Here is an 18,488-nt window from a genome sequence, read left to right on the forward strand (position 1 = left end):
CCCTTAGAAATTTTCAGTGGAAGTAAACACGCCGACCCGAAGGCCTTCGGCGGTATAGATTTCACGACCGTCGACACTCACTGAGCCGTCGGCAATGGCCAGGTTCAGTTTGCCTTTCAGGACGCGCTTGATATGAATGTTGTAGGTGACTTTTTTGGCGGTAGGCAGCACCTGGCCGAAAAACTTCACCTCGCCCGAACCCAGGGCGCGGCCACGGCCGGGGTTACCCTGCCAGCCAAGATAGAAACCAACCAGTTGCCACATGGCGTCAAGGCCCAGGCATCCTGGCATCACCGGATCACCTTCAAAGTGGCAGGCAAAAAACCACAGGTCCGGGTTGATATCCAGTTCGGCGACCAATTCACCCTTGCTGAACTTGCCACCTTCGTCGCTGATGTGTGTGATGCGATCAACCATCAGCATGTTGGGGGCGGGCAGTTGCGCATTACCTGGGCCGAACAGCTCGCCACGACTGCAGCGCAGCAGGTCTTCCCGGGTAAAGGCGTGTTGTTTGGTCATGCGAGCTCCTCAATAATCTCGTGCGGCAGGTTGTGGCGTCACTGGCTAGAACGCTGGTCCTGTCGTACCAATTCGCCAGGACCCTGTCCGGCAGCCTACTCATAGACTGTTGCGTTGTAATGAAAGTCACAGCTCAGGTGAAATCAAGGTACACCTGTTCACTGAATTTTGTCATTCAGCCGATTTTGCTGGCTGATTTGCGTGCCAAGACTGCCGCAATTTAACATTTATCGCCAGTCACAGGTGCGTCAAAGGGCAGCCAACGGTGTAAAACCTGCTGTAAATCAGCGTGTTTGAAAGGTTTCGCCAGGTAATCATCCATACCTGCCTGTAAACACGCGTCCCGATCACCCTGCAGTGCATTGGCAGTCAGGGCAATGATTGGGATTCGTTCCAGGCCGGAAAGTTGCCTGATTCTACGTGTGGCTTCATAGCCGTCCATAACCGGCAGTCGGCAATCCATGAGGATCAGTGCGTGGTTTCCCGCGCTTGCCTTCATCACCGCTTCGGCGCCATCCACCGCCACGTCGACTTCGCAACCCAGATTACGCAACATGGCCTGCACCACGGTGCGGTTCACCGGGTTGTCCTCGACCAGCAATATGCTGCGCTCCTTGCCATGTGCATCGAGTACCGACAGCGGCTTGGCGATATCCACCGAAACATCGCGTGAAACGGGCAGGGGAATCTGCAGCGTGAACACAGAACCCGAACCCTCCTGGCTCTCGGCACGCAACGTGCCGCCCATGCGTTCGGCAAGGGTACGGGCAATCGGCAGTCCCAACCCTGTGCCGCCATAGCGCCTGGAAATCGAGCTGTCGGCCTGCTTGAACGCATCGAACATCGACTCCAGTCGCTCAGCGTCGATACCAATGCCGCTGTCATGCACGGCACAGGTAAAGTGCAGCTGGTCGTTGTCGAGCATCGCCCATTGGGCGACAACGCTGACCTTGCCTTGCTCGGTAAATTTAAGTGCGTTGCCGATCAGATTCACCAGGATCTGCCTGATCCGGGTCGGGTCGCCTGTGACGGTCACTGTTTCCAGCCCAGGCTGAATGTGCAGTTCCAGTAGCAGCTTGCGTTGCAGTGCGCTGTGGTTGAACGCATGGGTCGAGGCACTGACCAGTTCGGCCAGATTGAACGCTATGCCTTCCATTTGCAGGGCATCGCGTTCAATGCGGGAAAAATCGAGAATGTCGTTGATGACCCGTAGCAGATGCTCGGTTGACTCGGTCGCCAGCGTCGCATACTCGCTTTGCTCAGCGGTCATGCGCGTGGTTTCCATCAGTTGCAGCATGCCCAGCACGCCGTTCATGGGGGTGCGCAACTCGTGACTCATCATTGCCAGGAAATCTGACTTGGCACGGTTGGCCTGCTCGGCTTCCTCACGTGTCTGGATCAACTGCGCCACCGAGCGCTGCTGTTCAAGGCTGGTGCGGTGCAGGTTCTCTGCCAGATTGTTGATGTGCCGCGCCAGTGCGCCTAACTCGGCATCGTCGCTGACCGGCAGGGGCACATGGTAGTCGCCCTGCTGAATGGCCTTGAGGGCTTCGCCCATTTCCTTGACAGGTCTGGACAGGCTCAAGGCCAGGCCGCGGGCCAGCAAAAAAGCGAACAGCAACGCGCCCAGCGCCAGAACACCGGCCTTGAGCAATATTTCCTGTTGCCGTCGACTGAAGGCTTCATTGGACATCCCGACCAATACTCGTCCCAGATAGCTCTGCGACGTATTTTCAGGTGCCTGGCGATTGCCTTTGGGCGACGTGGCGGGGTGACTGTTAGCCTTTGCGCGCTGTGGGTAGACAGAAGCCTGGAATATTTCCATCTGCCGTGCCAACTGCTCGTTTTCGCGGGGCTGATCTATATAGATCATGGCCGTATTGGAGCTGTCCTGAATCTCTACATAGCGAACGCTGGGCATGGACAGGGTGGCGCGCATCAACGCCTTCAACCCGTCGATATCGCCTGTCGCCACACCCGGTTCGACGGCCATAGCCAATTGATTGGCGATGAGCTGCCCGGTGTGATTGAGCTCCTGACGCAAGTCCTGAATACGCACGAAGGTGAAAAAACTGATCAGCAGAGCCGTCAGCAACAGGGCAGGGCCCAGGCTGATGATCTGAGTGCGGGTATTGATATCCCAGTGCCGAAATTTCATCGGCTGCGTGCCTTGCGCGCAATGCTTTGCGCTAGTGACTCGATTGATGCGTCCATGCCTGTTCGCCCGGTGGTCGCGACCCGGTCCGGCTGTGCAGCGCAGTGCCGGGTGTCGCGATAATTCATGCTGTGCACGCATGTTAACCGAGATAGCGCACGTTTCCAGCGAACTTGTTGTCGCAGGCAGTCCCTGCATGTGCGACAGATCAGCTTTGTTGCTGGCCGATACCGCAGCGCTCCGTATAATGCGGGCATCGCCACTTGAATGGCTCTGGATGGATAGTTTTATGACCACACAGCAACCAGTCGCGGTTCTTGGTGGTGGCAGCTTCGGTACTGCCATTGCAAATCTGCTGGCCGAGAACGGCCATCAGGTTCTCCAGTGGATGCGTGATCCGGAGCAGGCGCAGGCGATTCGCGTCAACCGGGAGAACCCCCGTTATCTCAAGGGCATCAAGGTCCGGCCTGAAGTCGAGCCGGTTACCGACATCACCGCCGCGCTTGAAGCCTGCGAGCTGATTTTCGTCGCTCTGCCCTCAAGCGCCCTGCGCTCGGTACTCTCGCCCCATGTCGAGCGCCTGAACGGCAAGATGCTGGTCAGTCTGACCAAGGGTATTGAAGCGCAGAGCTTCAAATTGATGAGCCAGATCCTCGAAGAGATCGTTCCCCAGGCGCGTATCGGCGTATTGTCCGGACCCAACCTGGCCCGGGAGATCGCCGAGCATGCGTTGACCGCCACCGTGGTTGCCAGCGAAGACGAGGCGCTGTGTCAGCAGGTCCAGGCCGCGCTGCACGGTCGTACGTTTCGGGTCTACGCCAGCAACGACCGGTTTGGTGTAGAACTGGGCGGGGCATTGAAGAACGTCTACGCAATTATCGCCGGCATGGCCGTAGCGCTGGAGATGGGCGAAAACACCAAGAGCATGCTGATCACCCGGGCGCTGGCGGAAATGACCCGTTTTGCGGTCAGTCAGGGTGCCAACCCGATGACCTTTCTCGGTCTGGCCGGGGTGGGCGATCTGATCGTCACTTGCTCCTCTCCCAAAAGTCGCAATTATCAGGTCGGTTTTGCGCTGGGCCAGGGGCTGACGCTGGAGGAGGCGGTTACTCGTCTGGGCGAAGTAGCCGAGGGCGTGAACACGCTCAAGGTGCTCAAGGTCAAAGCGCAGGAGGTGCAGGTCTATATGCCGTTGGTCGCCGGGCTGCACGCGATTCTTTTTGAAGGCCGTACGCTCAGTCAGGTCATTGAGGCGTTGATGCGTGCCGAGCCCAAGACGGATGTCGATTTCATTTCAATTACCGGCTTTAATTGACCTCATTCTGATCAGGGAGAATGTCTTGAACGAGTCGAAAATCCAGCATAACGAATCGATCCTGCTGCGCATTCTGTGGATGCTGCTGTTTCTGGGTGTATGGCACGTTGCGCAGATCATTCTGGCGGGCGTAGTGCTGGTGCAATTGGTTTATCGCCTTATTTATGGCGCGCCGAATGGCGGCCTGATGAGTTTCGGCGACAGTATCAGCCAGTACCTGGCCCAGATTGGTCGTTTCGGGACGTTTCACAGCGACCACAAGCCCTGGCCCTTCGCCGACTGGCCAGCGCCGCGCGCTGCTGAAGGCGAGGCGGCTCATCATGTTCCGCCAGCGCCGCATCCGGTGCGTAACGAAGAGCCAAAACTGTGAAGGTCTGGGTATTGCGTCATGGCGAAGCGCAGTCGCGGGCGCGCAGTGATGCCGAACGCGAGCTGACCGCACACGGGCGTGAGGAGGTGCTCAAAAGTGCAGTACACCTGACTGACAAGGCGGTGCGACGGATCATCGCCAGCCCCTATGTTCGTGCACAGCAGACTGCCGAGTTGGTACGCCAGTCGCTGGGGTTCAATGATCCGGTGGTGACGGTGCCCTGGCTGACGCCGGACAGCAGCCCGCGTGAGGTGTTGCTCCAGTTGGACAAGCTGGGCGTCGGTGAAGTGCTGCTGGTCAGTCATCAACCCCTGGTGGGCGAATTGATCGGCGTACTGGCGCACGGCAGTCCGCAACAGGCCGAGCCCATGAGTACCGCCAGTCTGGCCGAGCTGGAAGGCGAGTTCGTGTTGGCTGGCGCAATGCAGCTCAACAGCGTTCGACACGTTTGAAACGGTCTGTTCGAGCAATGAATCACCGCGAACGCGGCTCTCTTTGAAAAAGGATTTAACATGAGTGTATGGCGTCAGGCTCCTGATATCGAAGCCCTTATGGCGGCTCAGAAAAACACCATTGGCGAGGTGCTGGATATTCGCTTCGAATCGTTCACGGATGATTCCCTGACGGCCAGCATGGTGGTCGATCAGCGTACCCATCAGCCTTTCGGGCTGCTGCATGGCGGTGCATCCGTGGTGCTTGCCGAGTCTCTGGGATCGATGGCCAGTTACCTGATTGTCGACCCGAGCAAGTATTTCTGCGTCGGGCTAGAGGTCAACGCCAACCATCTGCGCGGTGTGCGTACCGGACGGGTAACCGGTGTTGTGCGTCCCGTGCACATCGGCCGTACCACTCATGTATGGGACATCCGCATCAGTACTGAAGAGGGCAAGCTGAGCTGCATATCGCGTCTGACCGTGGCGGTTGTGCCGCATGGCCAGGAGCCGCCTGCCCGCTGAGTTCATGCGCCTGATTTGTGGATGGCCGGAGTGCCATCTGCGATGGCAGTTCCAGTCATTGCTGTTGCTTGAAGCGGCTGCGCACAATTGCGACTCGTACGGCCTCTGGAAGTATCGGTATGTCGCAACCCGTGTTCTTCGCTCACGCCAACGGTTTTCCATCGGCTACCTATGGAAAGCTGTTCTGCGCGTTGGCACCGGAATATGCCGTCACGCACCTTGATCAGCATGCTCACGACCCGCGCTTTCCGGTGGATGACAACTGGCTGAACCTGGTCGATGAGCTGATCCATCATCTGCGTGAGCAGCCCGGCCCGGTATGGGGTGTGGGGCACTCGCTGGGTGGGGTTCTGCACCTGCATGCCGCGCTGCGCTGTCCGCAACTTTATCGTGGTGTGGTGATGCTGGATTCGCCGGTGCTGGGCCTGGCTGATCAGTTGTTCATCCGCGCAGCCAAACGGCTGGGTTTCATTGACCGCATCACGCCAGCGGGCCGCACACTGGGGCGTCGCGAGGCATTTGCCGATCTGGATGCAGCCCGCGCCTACTTTGCCAGCAAGACCCTGTTTCGCCGTTTCGATCCCGACTGCCTGACCGCTTACCTTGAACACGGCCTGCAGCAGGATGGCGAGCAACTGCGTCTGCGCTTTGACCCGGCGACGGAGATCAGTATTTACCGCAGCATTCCTCACACCAGCCCGATACCATCGCGGCAGCTCAAGGTGCCGCTGGCCATGGTGCGTGGCCAACACAGCCGGGTGATCATGCCTCATCATGGTTACCTTGCCCGACGCATGCGCGAAGGCGAATACCTGTCCATGCCCGGAGGGCACATGTTTCCACTTGAACGACCGGATGAAACAGCGTTGCTGCTCAAGACGCTGTTTGCACGCTGGAATGCCCGCAGTGCCTCCAGGGCCAGTGCATGACGCTTGCGGTGGAGGAAGTGCGCCTGAGCCTGGGGCATATCGAGCTGGCGGCTCATCTGTACGGCCCCGAGGACGGTCAGCCGGTTATCGCGCTGCACGGCTGGCTCGACAACGCCAACAGTTTCGCCCGGCTCGCACCACGTCTTGAGGGGTTACGGGTGGTGGCGCTGGACCTGGCGGGGCACGGTCATTCTGATCACCGACCAGCAGGCTCGTCCTATGCACTGGCTGATTATGCATTCGACGTGCTGCGCGTCGCCGAGCAACTTGGCTGGCAGCGCTTTGCCCTGCTGGGGCACTCGCTGGGCGCGATCATTTCTGTGGTGCTGGCAAGCTCGCTACCCGAGCGGGTCACGCGCCTGGCGCTGATCGACGGTCTGCTGCCATTGACGGGCAAGGCCGAATCCGCCGCCGAGCGAATGGGTGCCGCCATGCAGGCGCAACTCAAACTGGCGAACAAGAAAAAACCGGTTTATCAGGATCAGGATCGAGCCATTCAGGCGCGGATGAAAGGCGTGGTGGCGGTCAGTCGCGAGGCGGCCGAGCTGCTGGCTCAGCGAGGTTTGATGCCGGTGCCGGGTGGTTACACCTGGCGCAGCGACAGCCGCCTGACCTTGCCCTCCGCAATACGCTTCACGGATCAACAGGCCATGGCGTTCGTTCATGGCATTCGTTGCCCGACGCAATTGGTGATTGCCTCCGATGGCATGCTGGCGCAAAGGCAGGAGCTGTTGTCAGCGCTGCCCTTTGACGTCGAACGGCTGGTCGGCGGGCATCATTTGCACCTGAACGATGAGCAGGGAGCACATTCTGTTGCACACTGTATCAATCGCTTCTTCGCTGCTTCTTGACTTGAGACCGGCAACTGCCGACGCTGAGCGGGTTGAAACAGGAGTCAACCGTGATGGATCAATCCGCAGCCTCTCGCGACCGCCTTGTCGGCGATCTTTTTTATTCTCGCCCCCTGCTTGCCTGCCAATGAGAGCACTCATGCGTTTATCAAGTGTTCCCGTTGCGGCGTTGTGCATGTCGCTGTTCAGCGCTGTCCTTTTCGCTGCCGATGCGCCGGGCAGCCGTGATCTGGAGATTTTGCCCCGTCTGACCGATACCGAAATCGTAGACTATCGTCCTGCCGCCGAGCTTGAGCGTGTCTACCCGATGGGCTCGATCCGCAAGATCAGCGGTCAGTTGCGTTTCGATGGCCAGGTCAGTGCGCGTGGCACTCTGACGTCGGTTACTTATCAATTACCTGCCGAGCACGCATCCGACGACGCCTTTACCGCCGCTCGTGAAGCCTTGCAGCAGCAGGGTGCAGAATTGCTGTTCTGGTGCCAGGCGCGTGACTGCGGAGAAAGCAGTCTGTGGGCCAACGAGGTGTTCGGCAATGCCAAGCTGTATGGCGCGGACGACCGGCAGGCCTACCTGCTGTTGCGTCTGGCCGAGCCCCGGAGCGAAACCCTGGTCGCGCTATACAGCATCACCCGCGGCAACCGTAGGGCTTACTTGCATGTCGAGCAGTTTGAATCCGCCGCGCCGCTCGGCGAACTGCTGCCAACCTCGGCCACGTTGCTGCGCCAACTGAAAAGCACGGGCAAGCTGGTACTGCCCAAGCTGGGTGGCGAACCACAGGAAGCCTGGGTCACGCTGATTTCCCGTGGTCTGAATCTGGACAGCACGCTGCGCGCAACCGTCTCCGGCCCGAGTGCAAGTGCATGGCGCGACGCTCTGGTGGCCAAGGGCGTGCGCGCTGCGCGTCTGGAAGCGGGCGCTGCCGATAGCCAGGGGCTGGTGATCGAGGTCATCCGCTAACCCTGATGCGTAAGGTTATGGCGAACAATGGCTGACGTCAGCCTTGTTCAGCCTTATGCTCGTGACCTCCGAGCCTATTCGTGGATGCCGCATGTTCAACAATGATCGTTTACTGGTGCAGATTCTGCTGCTGGCGCTATTCGGTGCCTGCCTCTGGGTGATGGCACCTTTCTGGTCGGCACTGATCTGGGGCGCGGTGCTGGCGTTTGCCAGCTGGCCGCTGATGCGTTTGCTGACCCGCTGGTTCAAGGGCCGTGAGTCGTTGGCCGCGCTGGTGATGTGCCTGTGCTGGATGCTGCTGGTCGCGGCGCCGCTGGTATGGCTGGGCTTCAATCTCGCTGACCATGTGCGTGACGCTACAGGCCTGATCAAGGATATTCAGGTCGACGGCTTGCCCGATCCACCGCAGTGGCTGGCGGGTATTCCGCTGGTGGGCGAACGACTGGTAGCGCTGTGGACCACCATCGATCAGCAAGGCGCGGCGTTCATGGCGACGCTCAAACCGCATCTGGGTCAGGTCGGTAACTGGGTGCTGGCACGCAGTGCGCAGATTGGCAGCGGGATTCTGGAACTGACCCTGAGCATCGTCTTCGCCTTCTTCTTTTACAGGGACGGTCCGCGCCTGGCCGCATTCGTGCTCAGCCTGCTGGAGCGTCTGATCGGTGATCGCGCCCAGTATTATCTGGATCTGGTCGCGGGTACGGTACAGCGTGTCGTCAACGGGGTGATCGGCACGGCAGCGGCCCAGGCGGTACTGGCGCTGATCGGCTTCCTGATCGCGGGCATTCCCGGCGCGTTGGTGCTGGGTATTCTGACTTTTCTGTTCAGTCTGATCCCGATGGGCCCGCCCCTGGTCTGGCTGCCTGCCACTGCCTGGCTGGCCTGGCAGGGCGAGTACGGCATGGCGATATTTCTGGGCATCTGGGGGATGTTCGTCATCAGTGGCGTGGACAACGTGCTCAAGCCATACCTGATCAGCAGGGGCGGCAATCTGCCGCTGGTGATTGTCTTGTTGGGTGTGTTCGGCGGATTGCTGGCGTTCGGCTTCATCGGCCTGTTCATCGGCCCGACCCTGCTGGCGGTAGCCTATAGCCTGCTGACTGACTGGGTCGGCAGCGAACGAGCTCGCAGCAGCCGCTGACAGCGAGAGTTTCCGCCGCGCCAGGACGGGCGGCGGAGCCTCGCTTTACGCAGCGGTGTTCAGGTACTTACCGACTGGCTTACTGCTCTGGGTGTCATATTTTTCGCTGAGTGCGGCGATCATCTTGTTCAACGCCTGAGTGGCAATCTGGTTGGTGTTGCCCTGATCAATGGTGTTGTCACTCTGTTTCAACGCGGCAGACAACTCGGAGGCGCTGATACTGTCGTTGCTATCGCTGTCCAGCGTACTGAACAGGCTGGCGCTGTCAGTGCTGCCGGAGGTGCTCATTTGCGCAGGCGGCATACCGGCAGGGGGCTGTTGCGGTTGCATACCGGCGACCAGTTCTTCAAGGCTGACTGTGCCGTCTTCGTCAGTGTCCAGTGCATCGAACACCTGGTTGCTGTTCGCCGTGCTGCCCGCATTGCTAAGGCCGGTGGTCAGTTCGTCGCTGCTGATCGCGCCATCGCCATCGCTGTCCAGCGAGCCGAGCAGGTCTTCTGCCTGCTCATCGACCGACTGCATGGGCGGCGGCGGTGGCGGCGTCATGGCGGCCAGTTCATCGGCATCCAGGCTGTCGTCGTCATTGCTGTCCAGATCGCTGAACGCCTTGCTCAGGCTGACAGTAATGCCATCCTTGCTGTCCGACGACAGGGCCGAACCCAGCTCATCCTTGCCGATGCTGCCGTCGCCATCGGTGTCCAGTTTTGCCAGCAACTCTTCCTGAAACTTCTTGCTGTTGGTGCTGGCGGTGGCACTGGTCGAGCTGGTGTAGCTGGAAAAGCTGCTGCTGATCCCGTTGATCATGAGTCTCACTCCCCTGAGATAAATGTGTCCGGTAGCGGTGTACCGGCTTTTGCAGCCTCGGGGCGTCAGTTGTCCTGGAGATTTAAGCTTTGTACGCGGTGTGATACAGAATGTGTCAGAGGCGCGGCAGATTCAGTATCGCGGTCAGGCCGCCACCCGGTGTTTGCGCAAGCGTCAGCTCGCCGCCGATTCTTCGCGCAGCTTCACGGGCGATGCTCATGCCCATGCCGATACCGCCGGAGTTGCGGTTGCGCGAACCTTCCAGGCGATAGAACGGCTCAAACACCGCTTCGTGAAATTCAGGGGCAATGCCCGGTCCGTGATCAACGACCGATACGCGTACACGTTCGGCGCTGTCCTCGATCACGATATGGACGCTACCGGCATAGCGAAGCGCGTTGTCGACCAGGTTCTGCAGGCACGAGCGCAGTGCCATCGGTTGTGTTCTGAGCGGCTTGCACTGGCCTTGGTACTGCACATCATCGCCATTGTCCTGCGCATTCTCGGCCTGGGATTCGATCAGCGCCTGCAGGTCGAACTGCTGCAACGCTTCGCTGCGCCGATGTTCATTGAGGTAGGCAAGCGTGGCGTCGAGCATGCTGATCATGTCGTTGAGGTCCTGTGTCATCTGGCCATGCAGCCTTGGCTCTTCGATCTGTTCAACACGCAGCTTGAGCCGCGAAAGGGGCGTGCGCAGGTCATGGGATACCGCAGCCAGCATGCGCCCGCGCTGCTGCATCTGTTCGCGGATCTTGCGCTGCATGAGGTTGAAGGTCTGCGCGGCCTGGCGTGCTTCCTGCGGGCCGCTTATTTCAAGGGGCGGGCTGTCCAGGTCTTCACTGAGGCGCTCGGCGGCCTCGCTCAGGCGCTGTACCGGGCGGCTCAGTGCCTTGGCGCCATACCATGCGGCAACAATGAGGGTGACGAACTGAAAGAACAGCAGCACCAGCGGGCCACCCGGTGGCGGTCGATGACGTCGCCCTTGATCATCCTGCGAATGCTGCGCGTCGGGGCGGTCATCAGGTGGAGGGCGCATGCCGTATTGGGTGAACCAGATGAAAGCCAGTAAATGCGCCAGCAGAATAGCCAGCAGTGCGCCCCCGAAAAGGCGCGCAAACAGCGTGTCGAACCGGCGGATCAACCCAGCTCCCTGGCATCGAACAAATAGCCTTCACCGCGCACAGTCTTGATCAACTGCGGGTTCTTTGGATCGTCGCCGAGCTTCTGACGCAAACGCGAGACCAGCAAATCGATGCTGCGGTCGAACGCTTCGATCGATCGGCCTCGGGCGGCGTCCAGCAACTGTTCACGGCTCAGCACCCGGTGCGGCCGTTCGAGAAATACGCGCAGCAGACGGAACTCGGCGTTGGACAGCGGCACCACCAGACCGTCGGCGGCTGTCAATTGACGCAGCACGCTGTTCAGCCGCCAGGCGTCAAAGCGAATGGTGGTGCGCTGATCGCTGCGTTCGTCGCGTACCCGGCGCAGTATGGTCTGAATACGCGCGACCAGCTCGCGCGGCTCGAACGGCTTGGCCATGTAATCGTCGGCACCCAGTTCCAGACCAATGATCCGGTCAGTCGGTTCGCAGCGTGCGGTCAGCATCAGAATCGGGATGTCCGAGGTGCTGCGCAGCCAGCGGCACAGCGACAGGCCGTCTTCACCGGGCAGCATCAGGTCGAGCACCACCACGTCGAAGGTTTCATCGGTCAATGCCTGACGCATCTGCGTGCCGTCGGTGACGCCACGAGCGTTGATATTGAAGCGCGTCAGGTAATCGCAGAGCAGTTCGCGAATGGCCACATCGTCATCGACAATCAGCGCGCGAACGCTCCAGCGTTGTTCGGTCGATGTGGCATCCAGGGGGTTATCGTGAAGTGCTTGCATAGTGCGTCTGTCGCCTGCGTGTGCCGCCGTTGTCTGGCCGCTGTTGAAGATCAACGCTGCTCCTCATGCTACTTCGCCGGGAGTTGCGGCGGAAGGGTGACGTGATCGAATGTCGGGGGCATTTCAGAAATGTATCCAGCCTGATACAAAAGCTGTCGAACGTGCTTTCCGGCTCAGCCCTGCTACTGCTAGTTCTGACAGTATCCCGTCTCCGGTAACTGCCGTTTAATCAGCTGGAGCATAGGCCCGGATGGCCTGTGGTCTGAAGAAAAGCGCTCACTGAGAGAGCTTTTCACCCATAAATCCGCCGCAGGGCTCCTGTGAAGGGAGGGGGCGGCAATCGGTAGCAAAGGAGTGCTCATTATGGTCGGTTCGAAAACAATACTGACACCTGAACAAAGCAAGACGGCGCGCATCGCGTACCGGCTGGCGCGCAGTCAGCGCGGTATGGACCTCAAGGCAGAGCTCGCAGTGGCGCAAGTGGCCAACATCGTGGACCCGACGGACGGGACGTTGAACAAGGACGTTTTGCTCGGTGCATCGCTTGACGTTACTCTCGCCCAGTGGGCGCAGTTGGTCACTGGCGATAACGAATCCGATACCTTTTTCATCGATTGGGCAGTGGGTGAAGTACCGGCTGACGACGGATTCGTGGAAGTGTTCACAGATAAGGTCACTGCGCCAGTGGCCGTTGGCACCTTTCCAAAGACGATCAACATTCCGCTGACCGCCCTTTCGCCTGGATTCCCCAAACCGGCAGACGGTGTTTATAGTCTTCGCTATCGGATCAGGCAGCCGAACGACCAGGAGACTATCAGCCCGCTGCTCAAGCTGATCGTCGATACCACGCCGCCCGGCGGGCATGTTGAGCCCGGGCAGATGAGTCTGAACACAGATCAGTTGACCCAGGCGTTTCTGGATAACAATCCGGACGGTATTGTCGGCACGCTGCCTGACTATGACGACTGGACACCCGGCGACAAGGTAGCGTTCTATTGGGTTGGCACTCCGTTGCCCGACAAGCCCGCAGATCTGCCGGCTCCTGTCGGTGTCGTTGACGTGGCCAGCGCGACGGATAATAAGGTGACATTCCCGGTTGATATAATTGGCGACTCCAAGGATGAGGCCTACTACGTCGCTTACTTTCTGGTGGACAAAGCGACCAACCGCAGTCCGCTTTCCAACTACAAGCGCATAGACGTAGCGTTGGGGCTGCTGCCCGACAATCTGAAGGACCCGCTGGTGCCACTGGCGCTGCCTCCGGAAAATCTGATCAACCTGCCTGACGCACGAATGGGCGTCGAGGTGCTGATCGAGTCGTTCGATAACTGGAAGCCTACCGATCGTATCGAGGTCACTTGGGGTACAGCAGTACTGTGGCCTGAGTACATGGGAGAGGTCCCGCAGTTTCCGTTTTCGGTCAGGGTTCCTGACACGGTGTTGCGTGATCAGTACGATCAAGCGACTGGCGGTGATCAGCCGACTACAGTGAGTTATCGAGTCCTGCGTGGCGTTGTTCCGTCCGCAGTGAAAAGCATCAGTGTCAATGTCAATTTCTTCACTATCGGGCCTTATCCCGTTCCTGATCCTGACTGGCCTGATCCGGTCAACGATCAGTTGTTACCGGTCGAGGTCTACGGCGAAGTTTCCAACGCGCTGAATGTCCTGACGCCGCAGGACGATAAGAAGGATGCCAGTGTCAGATTCAAACTTTATGACCCGCTTCTAGCGGGCGAAGTTGTAGATTTCTACTGGGGCGCGAGCCATGTGCCTGAGGTGCAATACACCGTGGTAGGCACTGATAAGGCCGGAGACGAGCGCGAGGTCGAAATACCCTGGCGTTATATCGAATTTGAAGGTAATCGCCCTGATTTGCCGGTTCATTACAGCATTCGTGCCGCCGACTCAGAGAATACGCAACAATCGCCGGATACGCGGGTCGACGTGAGTGCTGTGGTCATCACTCCCGATGCCCCGGTCTTTGAAGGTACCAGTTCAGGCGGCTGGCTGAATTGCACCTCGCTCTATAAGGATCCTGCCAATCCATCCTCAGGAGAGCCCGGTGTGCGAGTGGCCGTTCCTGATCTTTCGAACTATCTGGTGACAGGCGATACCGTCACTCTGTACTGGAACGCTTTTCCGCCGGATCCAAATGACGATACGCCTATTTCAGGTGCCGAAAAGACCGAAGATATTGTGTTGGGGGACGATTATCCAGTCACGGGCTTTACTTGGCTGGTCACGCCATACGCGACACACCTTCTGCCCACTTATGACCCTGCTGGTCATGGCATAGATGCGCGCGGGAAGATCAAGTATTCGTTCACTCTGAAGGGCTCCACCATTACCTCACTGGAAACCACTGCCAAGGTGGGTATGTACTGGGCAAATGGAGCGTGTCCTATCGTGTAGAGAGCTTTAAAGACGGATCGCAGGCAGAAGGTGCCTGCGATCCTCTGCGCGCCGTGTTTTCAGTTATTGCGCCGGTCCAGGTTGCTCCCAAACAGTTTAATGAAGCTGTGCGTATGGGGGCATTTTGCCTACGCTTACCGGTACCTCCCCGTAAATTAACGACTGGCAGAGCCTCAATACCAGAACCTCCCTACATTTACATAGGAAACGTCCTACAGAGCATTCAGTTTGATCCCCGTAACCTTCCGGCCTCTTTCTCGTGGCCGAGTTCGGGCAAGGACCACGGGGTTCAACGCCGTTTCATTCAGGTAATACACCATAATGAATGCTCCATTCGCGCTGCTTCCGCTCTCACGAACACTAAAGATCATGGCGTTTCTCTCCCCCTTCCTGTCCAGCAGTTCTGTCTTTGCGCAAACCTCTGTCAATGGCCCCGCGACCATTGATGCCACGACCCCGCTGGACAGCTATCGGGTGGGCAGCAATGGGGTGCTGACCGCCAATGGCGCGACCACCCTGCAAATATCTACAGTCACCGGTGCGCAGCTGACACTCAATGGCAGTCAGGTCAGCGCGGCTACCGGCACAGCAGTCTCGTTGACCGGGGCAAATGCCTTGATTACCGGAAGCCAGCTGACGGGTGGCGCGGATGGTATGGGGATGGGCAATAACACTGCGCAACTGGTTGGCTCCACGGCAACGGTTATCGGCAGCACGATCACGGCAACCAATCGTGGCGTGAATGCCGGCTCGCTCGCCAATCTGACACTGGAGCACAGCGCAGTAACGGCCACGGGCACCAACGGCAGAGGCGTGGAGATGTTTGACTCCACTGTGAAGGCGTCCGACAGTACCATCACCGGGCAGCAATATGGCATCCGTATGCGTGCCGACCCCGGCGTGCCCTCAAGCAATCTATTGACCCTGGAAGGGACCCGGGTTGAAGGTGTCACGGATTCGGCACTGATTGTCGGAACGCCCACCGGGGCGCCTGCCACTGCCACTATTTTCGTAAAAAATGGCTCCACGCTGACCGGCGGCAACGGCAAGATACTGGAGCTGATCAACGGTTCTACAGCCAATATGACCGTCGACAACAGTCAATTGCTGGGCGACATATCCGCTGACGCAGGCAGTACTGCCGGTCTGGTATTACAAAACAATGCCACCCTGACCGGACGTCTGCAGAACGTCGCCAGTTTTTCGCTCGCCAGCGGGGGGCAGTGGACGATGGTCGAAAACAGCCAGGTGGGTAACGTGTCCATGAATGGCGGGTCGGTCAGGTTTGGTGACGCGGCCTCGTTTTACACCTTGTCACTTGCAAGCCTGTCAGGGAGCGGCACGTTCATGATGGACGTGGATTTCGGCGGCGCGGCCACAGACTTTCTGGATATCACCGGCAATGCAACCGGCAGCCATTCCTTGCTTATCGGCAGCACCGGTACCGATCCTCTCAGTGACACCTCTCTGCACGTAGTACATGCCGCAGCCGGCGATGCCAGTTTTTCCCTGGCAGGCGGCGCCGTGGATCTGGGGGCATGGTCCTATGACCTGATCAAGCATGGCGCAAACGACTGGTATCTGGACACCGCCACCCGAACCATCAGCCCGGGCGCACAGACTGTCATGGCGTTGTTCAATACCGCACCGACTGTCTGGTATGGAGAGTTGAGCACGTTACGTTCGCGCATGGGTGAGTTGCGCATGGACCAGGCCCGTTCCGGTGGCTGGATGCGTACCTACGGCAACAAATTCAATGTCGCCGACGCCTCGGGCTTCGGATATCAGCAGGTTCAGAGCGGTGTTGCTCTTGGCGCAGATGGCAAGCTGCCTGTGGGGTCGGGGCAATGGCTGGCGGGTGTCATGATCGGGCAGAGCACGTCCGACCTTAGTCTGGATCACGGTGCCAGTGGCAAGGTCGACAGCTACTCGCTGGGCGCTTACAGCACCTGGCTGGACAGCGAGAGCGGCTACTACGTCGATGGCGTTATCAAACTCAATCAGTTCAAAAACAAGGCCAGAGTCAATCTCAGCGATGGTTCCCGCACGCGCGGCAGGTACGACAATCTGGGTATTGGTGCGTCGCTGGAGCTGGGGCGGCACATCAAACTGGACAACGGTTATTTTCTCGAACCCTACACCCAACTGACGGGCCTGGTCGTTCAGGGCAAGGACTACGCACTGGACAATCGTATGCGCGCTGAGGGTGACCGCAGCCGGTCGCTGCTCGGCAAGGTCGGTACGACGGCGGGGCGCAGTTTCGATCTGGGCCAGGGACGTACGCTGCAACCTTATGTGCGGGTTGCCGTGGCTCACGAATTCGTCAACAGGAACGAGGTCAAGGTCAACGACAACGTCTTCAATAACGACCTCTCCGGTTCCCGTGGCGAGTTGGGGGCGGGCGTTTCGGTGTCGCTGTCTGACAACCTGCAGTTACATGCTGATTTCGATTACAGCAATGGCGATGCCATCGAGCAGCCGTGGGGCGCCAGTGCAGGCTTGCGTTACAGCTGGTAGCGACAGCGAAGCGGGAGGCTGATGCTTGATCGATGGCGCTGATGCGCCAACGGTCCTATCACTTGTGCCAGTATCCGCAGAAAAAAACTAGGTGTTAACTGACGGGCATGGCGGTCGGCAAACGGGTCGGCCACCTCTTTCTCGTGCTGGAGGCCCGGCTAATGTCTGTCATTTCAACGTGGATCGAACGGATCAGAATCCTTTTTCGGCCGGCTTCATGGCGCAAGAGCGTGCTGCTTGCGCCGCCCTTGATCGCCGAACTCCTCCCTGACGTACCCGGCGGTGAGCCCAATCTGCTTCCCTGCAGTGCCTGGCTCGTGCCGTTGCGGGTCGATTTTCCCATGTGGCAAAACTCCGAGCCCACCCCAAGCAACCCTGAGCATCTGCGCGTGTACTGGAATGACGTGCTGCTGGACGAGAAGGTCTGGACCGAACCTGTACAGCCTGTCGATCTGTTCATCATGATCGAGCAGCAACGCCTTGGCGAAGGCCGGCATCAACTCCGTTATAGCGTCGAGACCGCGAACCAGGTGCAGACTGAATCCGAAACACTGGCCTTTGTCATTGATAAAACGGCACCGGTATTCGCAGACGAAGGGGCGCTGATTTTTCCGGAAGAAATCATCAGGGATGGTCTTACCTCGGCCTGGCTGGACTCTCATGGCGACACCGTGCTGGCCGAAGTGCCCGCGTATTTTTTGCCGAACCCCGGGGATCTCGTTATCTGGTACTGGAGCAGTACGCCGACGGGATCGGAGCGCACCGGAACCCTGACGCTTGAAGAGTCCGATATCGGAAGCGCGATTAATATTGCCTTCGACAGGCAACTGGTTCTCGAGAGCGGCGATGGCATTCGTTACGTGTCCTACAGGCTGAAGGATCGCTCGGGGAATAGCGGGCCCCGGGCGCTGGCTGTTTCGCTGCTGGTGTGCGCTCAGCCAGTACAGCGTGTGCTGCCACCCCCGCTGGTTCAGAAGGCCTCAGGCTCGGCATACGCCAGTACCCTCGATCCGGTAGATGCTTATGGGGGCGCAGTGGTATCGATACCCGAGAATGCCGTGATTGCTCCCGGTGACACCGTCCGCGTCCAATGGGCCGAGCCCGGCAGTGTGGGTTCCTTTCTTACGGAGGTAGCAGACTCGAGACTGTTCAACATTCCTTCCACACAGATTGCCCAGCATTTCGGCAAGGCGATCCCGGTGTACTACGAGGTGTTCGAAAATAGCGCCGAACCACCTTATCGTTCGGACCAGCATACTCTGACTCTGCGTATTCCGGGGATGACAGGCTTTCCAGTCGTGCAGTGTGACAAGGTCTCCGGGACGATTCTGAGCCTGCAAGACATTGCCGAGGGAGGCTACGCAAGGTTCACGCTCGACAGTTGGTCATTCATGGGCACTGACCAGTTCGTCACCATTGATGTGCGTGGTGTCAGCGGTGCTGATAATGAGTTGTTGATCGTGAACGTTCTGGATGAATACCCGGTGCCGCGGGTGGACGATAGAATCGACGCCGGTGTTATCAGCAAAACGGATTTGAAGGCATTTAATCTCGGCACTCAGCTGGATGTCCGGGTGCGTGTGAGTTTCGACCAGACGCTCTCCTGGCAGTCTTTCCCTTCGCTCAGACCAACGTTGTACCCCTGAGGAGGTCATGGACCGCCAGGTTGGCAGT

Annotated in this window: 17 protein-coding genes; 11 read left to right on the forward strand and 6 right to left on the reverse strand. The window is 58.9% G+C overall.

Annotation, left to right across the window (positions count from 1 at the left end; genetic code table 11):
• Positions 1 to 3: 3 nt before the first annotated feature.
• The 3 genes from fabA to KP808_RS25905 form a co-directional block, all read right to left on the reverse strand.
• Complete coding sequence (fabA, locus tag KP808_RS09360) at positions 4 to 519, reverse strand: 3-hydroxyacyl-[acyl-carrier-protein] dehydratase FabA (protein WP_002552989.1); 516 nt, start codon at positions 517 to 519, stop codon at positions 4 to 6.
• 220 nt (positions 520 to 739) lie between these two features.
• A complete protein-coding gene (locus KP808_RS09365; protein WP_219171249.1) occupies positions 740 to 2,677 on the reverse strand; it encodes an ATP-binding protein in 1,938 nt (645 codons plus the stop codon).
• On the reverse strand, positions 2,674 to 2,802 hold the full coding sequence (locus KP808_RS25905; protein WP_268257619.1) for a hypothetical protein: 129 nt from the start codon (positions 2,800 to 2,802) through the stop codon (positions 2,674 to 2,676). The genes KP808_RS09365 and KP808_RS25905 overlap by 4 nt, the downstream gene beginning before the upstream one ends.
• A 161-nt stretch (positions 2,803 to 2,963) precedes the next feature.
• Here KP808_RS25905 and KP808_RS09370 point away from each other — a divergent pair, with 161 nt between their 5' ends.
• From KP808_RS09370 to KP808_RS09405, 8 genes are all read left to right on the forward strand, one after another.
• A complete protein-coding gene (locus KP808_RS09370) occupies positions 2,964 to 3,989 on the forward strand; it encodes an NAD(P)H-dependent glycerol-3-phosphate dehydrogenase (protein WP_230018227.1) in 1,026 nt (341 codons plus the stop codon).
• A gap of 79 nt (positions 3,990 to 4,068) precedes the next feature.
• The gene (locus KP808_RS09375; protein WP_230018833.1) at positions 4,069 to 4,359 is read left to right on the forward strand and encodes a DUF4389 domain-containing protein; all 291 of its coding nucleotides are present in this window, start codon (positions 4,069 to 4,071) and stop codon (positions 4,357 to 4,359) included.
• Positions 4,356 to 4,811 (forward strand): phosphohistidine phosphatase SixA, encoded by a 456-nt coding sequence (gene sixA, locus KP808_RS09380; RefSeq protein WP_230018229.1) that lies wholly within the window; start codon positions 4,356 to 4,358, stop codon positions 4,809 to 4,811. Before KP808_RS09375 ends, sixA begins: the two co-directional genes overlap by 4 nt.
• 60 nt (positions 4,812 to 4,871) lie before the next feature.
• Positions 4,872 to 5,315 (forward strand): hotdog fold thioesterase, encoded by a 444-nt coding sequence (locus tag KP808_RS09385; RefSeq protein WP_004664705.1) that lies wholly within the window; start codon positions 4,872 to 4,874, stop codon positions 5,313 to 5,315.
• A 119-nt stretch (positions 5,316 to 5,434) separates the two neighbouring features.
• Positions 5,435 to 6,244 (forward strand): alpha/beta fold hydrolase, encoded by an 810-nt coding sequence (locus KP808_RS09390; protein ID WP_057403337.1) that lies wholly within the window; start codon positions 5,435 to 5,437, stop codon positions 6,242 to 6,244.
• The gene (locus tag KP808_RS09395) at positions 6,241 to 7,095 is read left to right on the forward strand and encodes an alpha/beta fold hydrolase (RefSeq protein ID WP_230018231.1); all 855 of its coding nucleotides are present in this window, start codon (positions 6,241 to 6,243) and stop codon (positions 7,093 to 7,095) included. The genes KP808_RS09390 and KP808_RS09395 overlap by 4 nt, the downstream gene beginning before the upstream one ends.
• A 139-nt stretch (positions 7,096 to 7,234) precedes the next feature.
• On the forward strand, positions 7,235 to 8,053 hold the full coding sequence (locus tag KP808_RS09400) for a DUF4892 domain-containing protein (protein WP_032707053.1): 819 nt from the start codon (positions 7,235 to 7,237) through the stop codon (positions 8,051 to 8,053).
• Positions 8,054 to 8,144: 91 nt separating this feature from the next.
• On the forward strand, positions 8,145 to 9,194 hold the full coding sequence (locus tag KP808_RS09405; RefSeq protein WP_122258725.1) for an AI-2E family transporter: 1,050 nt from the start codon (positions 8,145 to 8,147) through the stop codon (positions 9,192 to 9,194).
• 45 nt (positions 9,195 to 9,239) lie between these two features.
• Here the strand turns inward: KP808_RS09405 and xopAW are convergent, their stop codons facing one another.
• From xopAW to KP808_RS09420, 3 genes are all read right to left on the reverse strand, one after another.
• A complete protein-coding gene (gene xopAW, locus KP808_RS09410; protein ID WP_230018233.1) occupies positions 9,240 to 9,998 on the reverse strand; it encodes an EF-hand domain-containing protein in 759 nt (252 codons plus the stop codon).
• A 115-nt stretch (positions 9,999 to 10,113) separates the two neighbouring features.
• Positions 10,114 to 11,139, reverse strand: coding sequence for a sensor histidine kinase (locus KP808_RS09415; RefSeq protein ID WP_058400478.1), 1,026 nt, complete (start codon positions 11,137 to 11,139; stop codon positions 10,114 to 10,116).
• Positions 11,136 to 11,885: a response regulator gene (locus KP808_RS09420; RefSeq protein ID WP_122258728.1), complete on the reverse strand. Its 750-nt coding sequence runs from the start codon at positions 11,883 to 11,885 to the stop codon at positions 11,136 to 11,138. The genes KP808_RS09415 and KP808_RS09420 overlap by 4 nt, the downstream gene beginning before the upstream one ends.
• A 363-nt stretch (positions 11,886 to 12,248) precedes the next feature.
• On the opposite strand from KP808_RS09420, the gene KP808_RS09425 reads away from it, so the two are divergent.
• From KP808_RS09425 to KP808_RS09435, 3 genes are all read left to right on the forward strand, one after another.
• A complete protein-coding gene (locus KP808_RS09425; protein ID WP_230018237.1) occupies positions 12,249 to 14,297 on the forward strand; it encodes a hypothetical protein in 2,049 nt (682 codons plus the stop codon).
• A 321-nt stretch (positions 14,298 to 14,618) separates the two neighbouring features.
• On the forward strand, positions 14,619 to 16,814 hold the full coding sequence (locus tag KP808_RS09430) for an autotransporter outer membrane beta-barrel domain-containing protein (protein WP_230018239.1): 2,196 nt from the start codon (positions 14,619 to 14,621) through the stop codon (positions 16,812 to 16,814).
• Between the two features lie 107 nt (positions 16,815 to 16,921).
• The gene (locus tag KP808_RS09435; RefSeq protein ID WP_219171257.1) at positions 16,922 to 18,460 is read left to right on the forward strand and encodes a hypothetical protein; all 1,539 of its coding nucleotides are present in this window, start codon (positions 16,922 to 16,924) and stop codon (positions 18,458 to 18,460) included.
• Positions 18,461 to 18,488: the final 28 nt, after the last annotated feature.

Source organism: Pseudomonas savastanoi, assembly GCF_020917325.1.
Classification (GTDB): domain Bacteria; phylum Pseudomonadota; class Gammaproteobacteria; order Pseudomonadales; family Pseudomonadaceae; genus Aquipseudomonas; species Aquipseudomonas amygdali.